Origin of the sequence: Acidisoma sp. (assembly GCF_035492295.1) — a bacterium.
Lineage (GTDB): Bacteria > Pseudomonadota > Alphaproteobacteria > Acetobacterales > Acetobacteraceae > Acidisoma.
On the sequence record NZ_DATJJK010000035.1, the window covers coordinates 1 to 8,807 of the forward strand.

Sequence of the window (8,807 nt, forward strand, 5' to 3'; positions counted from 1 at the left end):
GGTTGACGTCCAGCTCATTGAGAAACTCCGTCTTGCGTTCGGCGACGACGGTCTCCTGATCCTAGTCGATGAGTATGTCGCAGCTGGGATGGAATGGCTGTCCAAACTGAACGCCGCGTTTGAGGCACGCGATTGCCAGCGCGCCCGCTTCTGCGTTCACGGCCTGCGGAGCCCTTCGCTCTCCATAGGTGCCCGAGGAGTGGTCGAATTCGCGACCGTTGATAGCGCCGAAGCAAGTTTCTGGGATGACGTGGAACAGGTGGTGCGCCTTGGACGGTTCGAACTGGACGCGTTCCGCGATGAAGCCCAACGGCTCATCGCCACACAAGGAGCACACAACGGTCAAGGTGACCTGGTTCGACGCTGAAGATGGCGATCCGACGAACTTTCTACCGATCACAGTTTCATAGGGTCGACATGAGGCCCCTGCCGGGCGAAACAGCGTGATGCCTCGCATTTCACCGCTGTTCGCCTGCATACTCCTAGCGGTCCCGGGCAAGGCCTACGCACGGGACTGCTCCCGTCTCTTTCCCGGCGGCCAGCCACCGACGATCGGCGCGCAGCAGCCGGGCCGCCAGACCGAGATCTGCTTCACCGCCTTCGCGGCACTCGTCTCGGGTGTAGCGCGCGACCCAATCTGGTCAGCGGAGCACCTGACGGCGCGGTATGCCCGGCGGTCACCGCATACACCGCGGGCTGGCTCTTTCCATCCCGAACAGCGACTCCCTGCAGGAGATCGCGCCTATCCGAGCGATTATGACCATGGCTGGGACAGGGGCCACATGGCACCCGCCGGCGATATTGCGAGCCGAAGGGCAAAGGACGACACTTTCTCTATGGCCAATGTCGTGCCGCAGACGCCAGCACTGAACCGCGGCGTCTGGGAAGGCATTGAAAGCGCTGTGCGCCGGCTCGCGGAGCGCGACGGCGAGCTTTACATCGTGACCGGCCCGTGGCTGCGGCCGAGCGACGGGTGGACAAAGAATGGCCGCGTGCGAATCCCGAGTGCGACCTGGAAGGCAATCTACGACCCGAGCGCAGGTCGATCGGGCGCCTGGATCTGCACCAATACCATGTCCCCCGATTGTCGCTCCGTCTCGATCGCTGTGCTTAGCCATCTGGTCGGCGTTGATCCCTTTCCAGCGCTATCGTCAACGGAAGCCGCGACGGCGCCTGATCTTCCGACACCCGAGCCCAGCCGCTACTGGCCGCCGCGCTGAAGGTGGCACCGGCCGGGCGACGCCGGTCCCGAGATCTCACGCGTCCGCTCGACCGAACTTGTGAACAAACGAGAAACATGGTTGGCCCGGCACCCTGACTTGCTTGGGTTGGAGCAGATCGCAGCCGGTTACCCGTCCCGCACACGCTTTCTGACCGACCCGACCCTTGACCCGCCGGATGCCACAAGCGACCAGGCGGGTGTGCCGCTGCTGGACCAGAATTACCTGATTCTCTCCACTATTCACGTCGCCAAGGGCCAGGAATGGAAGTCGGTTTTCGTGCTGAACGTGGTGGACGGCTGCATGCCGTCGGATCTCGGCACCGGCACGACTGCCGAGATCGAAGAGGAGCGACGCCTGCTCTATGTCGCGATGACACGCGACAAAGACACGCTGCACCTGATCACCTCGCATGGCTTCTTTCCTTACGGCCATTCGACCCTGGGAGACCGGCACGTCTACGCTGCGCGCTCGCGGTTCATTCCCGCCAGCCTGCTGCTGTTGTTCGAGCGCATGACCTGGCCCGTTCTTGCGACCTAGGTTGCACGGCAGGCTGCCCTTAACCAGGTCAAGGTCGATGTCAGCGCACGCATGCGCAGCATGTGGCGCTGACGGCATTCGCCCATCGAAGTCAAAGAAACGCCGCCGCTGAGATGATAGGAACTCGCCGGATGCGTTGACCCGGTGACTTTCAATGGCGGCCACCGACGTTCGGGAAGCTGGACGTTTATGAGCACGAATGACGTCACCAAAATACTCCAGCTGCCTTCGCCTGGTGGCTTGAAGGAGAGCCTCGGAATGTTGCGAGGGATCTGGGCCACGTAGTTAGAGGTCCTAGCGACGGCCCTCGACCCAACTGCGACATTGGGCGATGCAGTCCCTATGTCCGGGTTGGGTCGAGGCTGTGTGAAAACGCTCGACCTGATGCATGGTTATAGGGCGCCGCGGTGAGGATCGCGTGGAGGGTCGGCATTCTCTTCGGCCTTACGCTTGGATCGCTTGGAGGAGTGCTCCAGTCCCCATGATCGCGAGTACCCGCTTTATGTTGTAGGCCAATACTTGGAAGCTCATTTCGGTGCTAACTCGCTTGAGCGTTCGTGTCAGGAAGTGCGTGGCACCCATCCACGCCTTGAGCGTGCCAAACGGATGCTCGGCGGTTTGCCGTCGCAGCGACATCGCCTGCGGGACCTGATCAAGGCGCTTCTGCATCGCCTCCAGGACTTCCTCGTGCTCCCATCGCCTAACGCGACGCTCCTTGCCCGTCGTGCACTGGTGCTTGATTGCGCAGCTCCCGCAATCGTCCCGCCAGTAAACCCTAATCAGCATGTCGTGCTCGACGGTGTTGGACCGGAACGGCAGATCTTTGCCGGCGGGGCAGCGATAGACGTCCTTGCGCGGCAGATAGACAAAGTCCTGTTTGCCAAACCGGCCCGCGACCATCGCACTGGAGGTTAGCGTCCTGGGAACATAGGGCACGATGCCTTCGCTCTCAGCGGTGAGTATTTGCTTGCCGGAGAAGTAGCCCCGGTCAGCGATTACCATCAGTTGATCACGTCCGACAGCCGCCCGCGCTTGCCGCGACATCGACACAAGCTGCGCCCGGTCATTGCCAACATTGGTGACATCGTGCGCCACGATCAGATGATGCTCAGCATCGACTGCGAACTGGACGTTGTAGCCAACGACCCCGGTGCCCTTGCCGCTGGTCGCCATCGACCGCGCATCTGGGTCGGTCAACGAGATCTGATGATCCGGCGCCTGCTTGATCGCCTCCTCCAGGGATTGCAACCATTGCATCTGCTTGTGCAGAACTTCGATCTTCTCGGCCAGCCGGACCGACTTGCCGCTTGCCGCGCTCCCCTCCTGGCGATCGGCGCTCTCCATCGCCGCCATATAGCGGGCGATGCTCTCCTCGACCTGCTTGAGACGGGCGCGCAGCTTGGCCGGGGTAAAGTTCTTGTCGCGGCTGTTCACCGCCTTGAACTTGCTGCCGTCAATGGCGGCAAGTGCGTCCGAGAGCAGTCCCATGGTGCGGCAGAGAAGAACGAACTGCCGGCAGGTTGCTCGGATCGCCGGGCCGTTGTCGCGGCGAAAATCGGCGATCGTCTTGAAGTCGGGCACGAGACGGCCGAGCAACCACATCAGTTCAACATTCCGCCGTGCTTCACGTTCCAGGCGGCGGCTGGAGGGAATGCGGTTCAGATAGCCATAGATGTAGAACTTCAGCAGCGTGCCTGGGTGGAAAGCAGGGCGTCCCGTCTCCGCTGGAGTGGCGCGCCTGAACCCGAGCTCGGCCAAGTCCAGCCTCTCGACGAATGCCTCGACCACCCGAACAGGATTGTCCTCATCGACGTAGTCGTCGACGTCTTCTGGCAGCAAGAAAGTCTGGCGCCGATCCAAGCCTTCAATGTAGCGCGTCATTGTCGCGATTCCGGTGCAGCTTCGCCCACATGACTCGCACATCGGCGACAGGTTGGGTACCCTTTGCCGACAGTTTTCACACAGCCTCGGTCGAAACGCCACCCGCAGCGTCCGCAGGGCCTTCGCCTCGTCAGCTCCTGGGAATCAAGAGGGGAGCGCCGACCAGAAATTTGATGCATCACCATTCGCCTAGGGCTCGACCAGGTCCGGTCCTTCCCTAAGTCGGCGCGCAGCGATACGAGCTTGCGGCTGAAGATCGCCGCAGTGAACGCGCATCGTCCATTTCTTTGAACACCGCAACCCGCGGGCTAGGTCATCGGTCCTGCTCACGCTGCAATTATGCGGTTATTGCCGCGCTGGCGAACGCCATCCAATCCAATTCGCGATTGCCGATCAGAGCCACATACGAAGAAAGCCCGCCAGAGGCGGGCTTTCCATGTTAGCCTTTGACGATGAGGGGGGGCTTTCGCCCGCATTCTCAAAGCCGATGTTGCACTATATGGTCGGATACTACGTTTAGTCAATGGGTTGACGCCTTGGGGGCTCCCGTTGCTGGGAGACCCGTATGCCGTTCACGTCCGAGGAGATCCGCGACCTCCCTTTTGTCATATCCCCGCCGCGGTTCGCCACTTACCTGCAAGCGACCGGAAATGACCGGGAGCGCGCTGGCCCTCTACGAGTGGAATCTAACGCTCTCGGCCGCCTTCGTCGTCCCCCTCCAAGTCTGCGAGGTGGCGGTGCGTAATGGCGTCGTTGAGGCCATCGAGATGGTTCATGGAGCCACTTGGCCCTGGTCCAATGGCTTTCTCCGCAGTCTACCCCGCCCGCGGCGAAGCTTCGACTACAATCCTGAAGCGGACCTGCGGTCGGTGGCCGCTCGCCAGCCCACGACCGGCAAGGTTGTCGCTGACCTGAAGTTTGCTTTCTGGGAGCAGCTGTTCACCGCCGGGCAGGATAGCCGGCTTTGGAACGCCCACCTTCGGTCGTCATTTCCTGGCATCCCGGCGTCGCTTCCGGTCCCTCAGGCCCGGGCAACGGCGCACAGCGATCTGAAGGCAATCCGGCTCCTGCGCAACCGGATCGCCCATCACGAACCGATTTTTAGTCGGAACATCGCCGATGAATACCAGCGCATTCATGAGTTGATTGCGTGGCGGAGCCCCGTGGCCGCAGCCTGGATGGACCGCAAGCAAGAGGTCACGGCTTTGATCCCCCTCAAGCCTTAGGGAAAGTTGCCAGCGGTTGCTGTGTCGCGGCTTCATGCGCGGTTCCAAGCCCGGCCTCGGCCGAGGTGCCCAAATTACGCCGGGCCTGACGGACGACGACATCCAGGTGTGCCATGGCCTCCTCGAGCGCCGTGTAATCGAAGGCCCGGCGCTCGACCGGCGTCAGGGGTGGCAACGGCGAGGGCGCCATCTCGGGCGCGTCATGCTCGATCTCATAACGCTGCCGGCCGGGGCCTCTCCCTGGTTCGGGTCGATAGGGCGGTCTCACCACCTCCCGGAGCGGCGCCAGGCCCGCAAGCGCGAAGAGCCGCCGCTTCGAGCGATGGGTGACCTCGACCGCGATCTCCGCCGCGACCAGCGTATCCAGGATGCGGATAGCATTCTTAAGTGCGATGCCCAGCACCCGGGCCAGAGTCGTCGCCGACAGCACAGGGGCGGCCCCCAGAACATCGACCGCCCGGGCGTCGTGCGCGTCTTTGCGGCGACCGGCCATCGCCCGCCGCGCTGAGAACCAGGCGCGCTCGAGGGCGTACAGCAGGTCGAGGCCATCCGCCGCCTCGCGCTCAATCGGGCCGAGAAAGGCCGGAGCCCACAGCTCCCAATCCCAGGATTGCTCGGCGCGCAGGGACGCCGCCCCGGTGAGCGGCACGGGCAGCCGGAGGAGGTGATGCTTGCGCCAGAAGCGGATCATCGCCGCGCGCATCGAGGCCCGGGTCTCCCCCGCCTCAACCCATGCACGGAAGCCCATTGCCGCGGCAATCAACGGCGGCAGGGAGGCGGGCTGCATAGCCAGCATCGCTTCGGCGCGCTGGATTTCGCCTTCCTGGTCGAAATCGGGTTCGACCATCCATTGATGCAAGGCGAGCGCGGCGCGCGCGATCCAGGATATCGCCGCAGTCGATGATCCTGAGATAGGGGCCCATGCGCAGCCGCAGACCTTCGAGTGTGGCGGCGAGGTGCCATGGGTCGATCAGCTGGCCATCCACGCTGGCCTGCTGGCGGACGGCGTCCACGCGGGCGCGGTAGAGGACGGCGTTCGCCAGGGGATGGCCGGCAAGAGCCTGGTCGAGGCGGGATACAGCGGATGAGGCATCGGCGAGCGCACCCGCCAACACCATCGGATCAGTCGCCGCAGCGGATCGTCGGTGATGGCGTCCATGGGAGGTGGCTTGATCCAGAAATCGAGATTAGCGACGGTCCATCGCCAGTCAGAAAGGGCGATGCAAGAAGCCGTCCTCTCAACGCGTTACACGCGAACTTACGGATAATAGCCTTATCCGTCAAATAACCCTTTTATTTTTTGTGGGCCCCTGCCCCGGCTTTGCCGGATAACCTACTTTCGATAACCTGTCTTGTCGAAGATAGGCGAGTGTTATTTGGACATTACTTCAAAGGATGCGAATGCGCGCATAGGAATACTGTGTGCATGCGAACGGCCAAAGGGGAAGGGGGGGCGACAAGCATGCCAAGCTTGTGCCCTTCGCTAAAACGAGAGCGAATTGCAGTGGAAGGGTAGGGCAGGGATCGCCACCGACGCGTGGGTCTGACGCAATTTAGGTTTCGAAACACCTGCGGTTCGATTTGATCATGCCGATGCGGATGGGGATACATAGGGGGTGGTGCTCGCGAGATGCTGAAACGGCGGCCGGCGCTTAGACCGCCATTGGGTTCGTGTCGCGGTCTACGCTGATATTAAATGCCGGTGACGTCGCTCGCGCGATTGGACGTCAGGAAACCATCAAGATTGGCAGTCACGTCTACCAGCACGGCAACCCCGACAATCACGAAATCTGGACAGCTGCGGCCACGCCTTCGGGGGACACGGTCGTTCTCCGCAAGGTCCGATTGATGCCCGATATCCTTGCGCCATGCGGTGCATAAATTTTAGCGAGACAGTCGGGTGCCCGCATCAGAGGCCGCGTCGACCAACTCGGCAGTAATTTAACATAATCTTCCTCGCCAGATGACCACGCGGCAGATCGTCAACGTCGATGCACGCAAGTCCGCCCCGACTGATTTCCCGGTCATGCGCCGCCTGGCGATGCGGTTCCGCGGCCCGCTCCGTGGTGGCACGGTGGAAAAGTTGGACGCCTAGCTAAAGGATGCACACCGGTCCGGCATCTATGGCATGAAGCGCTTTGCCACGGCATTGCGGCACGACATCGAGGCCGTGCGGAATGCCCTGCTGGAAACGTGGAGCAATGGACAGACCGAAGGCCAGATTAACAGGCTCAAGACGCTGAAGAGGGCCATGTACCATCGTGCTGGTGTCGATCTGCTTCGCGCCAGGTTGATGCCGCTGCACAACTGATGTTTGCACCAAAAGTGAATCAGAGCCTCAGTTGCGGCTGCATGACAGCTTCGACCTCGCAAGACGCTGGAATCCTGGATGATCCGTGCCGATCGGCCTGGGGACGAGCTGTTGCGGTCTCGCGACGGGCGTATAGTCGGATCTGCCGGCCACAACCTGCAGACGCCGGCTTCCGCCGCGGTAGTTTGAAACCGAACAGCGATCAGAGCTTGCCGACCTCTTCGAGGATGGCCCGCACCGTCTTCAACGGCAACGCTAGCTTCAGCGGCGCATCCGCGAGCCGCAGGGCTCCATAGCTTTCATACCAGACAACGGCGCGGTCGCTCTTGGCGTCGATCAGCATGACGACGCCACCGGCCTCGGCGGCAACGCGCAGGCATCGCCTACCGACCGCGAGCAGGAGTTGGCCGCCAAGCCCTTGCCCCTGCAGCTCCCTGTGTGTGGCGAGGCGTGCGAGCAGGAAACCGCCCACGTCGTGACGCGGCAGGCCTTTAGTCGCAGATCCCGGCAGCCGGTCGTAAGCGATGGAAGAGGGAACGAGGCTATAGAAGCCGAGCACCCGGCCGGGATTGGCGTCGTCGATCGCGCAGAAGGTTTTCGCACCTCCGCTCTCATGGCTCTTGCGCGCATGTTTCTGGAGAAATTCGTTCAGCTCGGCATCTCCGCAGTCAAACTCCTTCCGATCGAGCGCCTTCGCGATCGGCTCTTCATGCCATGCGGGCAGCGTCATATGGATTTTGGCAACGCCCGCGCAGCGGCTCGCAGTCGCGCATTCGGCGCCGGTGGATTTTCCAGTAGCTCCATGACCCGCGTGAAGTCGCGTTCCGAGACCGTGACAACCTCGGCTTCATGGATCACGGCTTCGGCCTCGCGCAGCGCCGATTGAGTGACGAAGTTGGTCAGATCGGTATTGCGAAGCGCGGCCGCCCGAATCAGGCGCGCCTTCACCTCCGGCCGGACCCGAAGGTTCATTCTTTCGTTATCATCGACAGCATTGCGCGGCATGATGGTCTCCTCAGGCTCCGTACTCATCCAAAGCGTACAGAATGTGATCCCGATTATCAATCTTTGTGAGGCTTGATTGCGTACAGCGGCAACTATCTAAGGACCTGATCGCCCGCCGTCATCGATCACCGGAGCCTGCTATCACCGCACACCCTCGGTGCATGTAGCACTTCCCCACTCGAGACCGGCCCTTCGAGCATCATGGGTTCCCTCGGCGCCGAGCCGTGTCGTGTGCGCCGAACCACGGCGTCCAGATGGGCCATGGCGTCCTCCAAGGCCGTGTAGTCAAAGGCACAACGCTCCATGGGCGTGAGAGACTGTAGAGGCGGAGGGTCCGTGTCCGGAGCAGCCTGCTCCCTCTCATTCCTCGGCCGTCCACGGCCGCGCTCCTGCTTGGCCCTGTAGGGCGGCTTCACCACGTTCCGGATCGGCGTCAAACTTGCGAGGGCGAAGAGGCGGCGTTTCGAGCGGTGCGTGACCTCGACCGCGACCAACGTATCCAGGATGCGGATGGCGTTCTTCACGGTGATCCCGAGCACGCCGGCCAGCGTCGTGGCCGACAGCAATGGGGCTGCCGCCAGGACATCGACAGCATGCGCATCATGGGCGTCTTTGCGCCGATCC

At 62.3% G+C, this 8,807-nt stretch carries 9 protein-coding genes and 1 pseudogene; 6 read left to right on the forward strand and 4 right to left on the reverse strand.

Features of this window, described 5'->3' with window-relative positions:
- The 3 genes from VL752_RS02595 to VL752_RS02605 form a co-directional block, all read left to right on the forward strand.
- Positions 1 to 367: hypothetical protein (locus VL752_RS02595; protein WP_325352178.1), on the forward strand; the 367-nt coding region annotated here is incomplete at its 5' end.
- 79 nt (positions 368 to 446) lie between these two features.
- On the forward strand, positions 447 to 1,220 hold the full coding sequence (locus VL752_RS02600) for a DNA/RNA non-specific endonuclease (protein WP_325352179.1): 774 nt from the start codon (positions 447 to 449) through the stop codon (positions 1,218 to 1,220).
- An 81-nt stretch (positions 1,221 to 1,301) separates the two neighbouring features.
- Complete coding sequence (locus VL752_RS02605; protein ID WP_325352180.1) at positions 1,302 to 1,760, forward strand: 3'-5' exonuclease; 459 nt, start codon at positions 1,302 to 1,304, stop codon at positions 1,758 to 1,760.
- A 444-nt stretch (positions 1,761 to 2,204) separates the two neighbouring features.
- Here the strand turns inward: VL752_RS02605 and VL752_RS02610 are convergent, their stop codons facing one another.
- Entirely contained in the window at positions 2,205 to 3,641 is a 1,437-nt protein-coding gene (locus VL752_RS02610) for an IS1182 family transposase (RefSeq protein ID WP_325352181.1), read from the reverse strand.
- 650 nt (positions 3,642 to 4,291) lie between these two features.
- On the opposite strand from VL752_RS02610, the gene VL752_RS02615 reads away from it, so the two are divergent.
- A complete protein-coding gene (locus VL752_RS02615; RefSeq protein WP_325352182.1) occupies positions 4,292 to 4,867 on the forward strand; it encodes a hypothetical protein in 576 nt (191 codons plus the stop codon).
- Here the strand turns inward: VL752_RS02615 and VL752_RS02620 are convergent.
- Entirely contained in the window at positions 4,857 to 5,714 is an 858-nt protein-coding gene (locus tag VL752_RS02620) for a hypothetical protein (protein WP_325352183.1), read from the reverse strand. The genes VL752_RS02615 and VL752_RS02620 overlap by 11 nt on opposite strands.
- 1,116 nt (positions 5,715 to 6,830) lie before the next feature.
- Here VL752_RS02620 and VL752_RS02625 point away from each other — a divergent pair.
- Positions 6,831 to 6,962, forward strand: a complete 132-nt coding sequence (locus VL752_RS02625) for a hypothetical protein (protein ID WP_325352184.1) — start codon at positions 6,831 to 6,833, stop codon at positions 6,960 to 6,962.
- Positions 6,963 to 6,977: 15 nt separating this feature from the next.
- Positions 6,978 to 7,178: pseudogene (locus VL752_RS02630) on the forward strand (transposase); the annotation flags it as partial.
- Positions 7,179 to 7,380: 202 nt separating this feature from the next.
- Here VL752_RS02630 and VL752_RS02635 read toward each other — a convergent pair.
- Positions 7,381 to 7,908 carry a GNAT family N-acetyltransferase gene (locus tag VL752_RS02635; protein ID WP_325352185.1) on the reverse strand — a complete coding sequence of 176 codons (528 nt, stop codon included), beginning with the start codon at positions 7,906 to 7,908 and terminating at the stop codon, positions 7,381 to 7,383.
- Positions 7,905 to 8,183 carry a DUF1778 domain-containing protein gene (locus tag VL752_RS02640; RefSeq protein WP_325352186.1) on the reverse strand — a complete coding sequence of 93 codons (279 nt, stop codon included), beginning with the start codon at positions 8,181 to 8,183 and terminating at the stop codon, positions 7,905 to 7,907. Before VL752_RS02640 ends, VL752_RS02635 begins: the two co-directional genes overlap by 4 nt.
- Positions 8,184 to 8,807 lie beyond the last annotated feature (624 nt).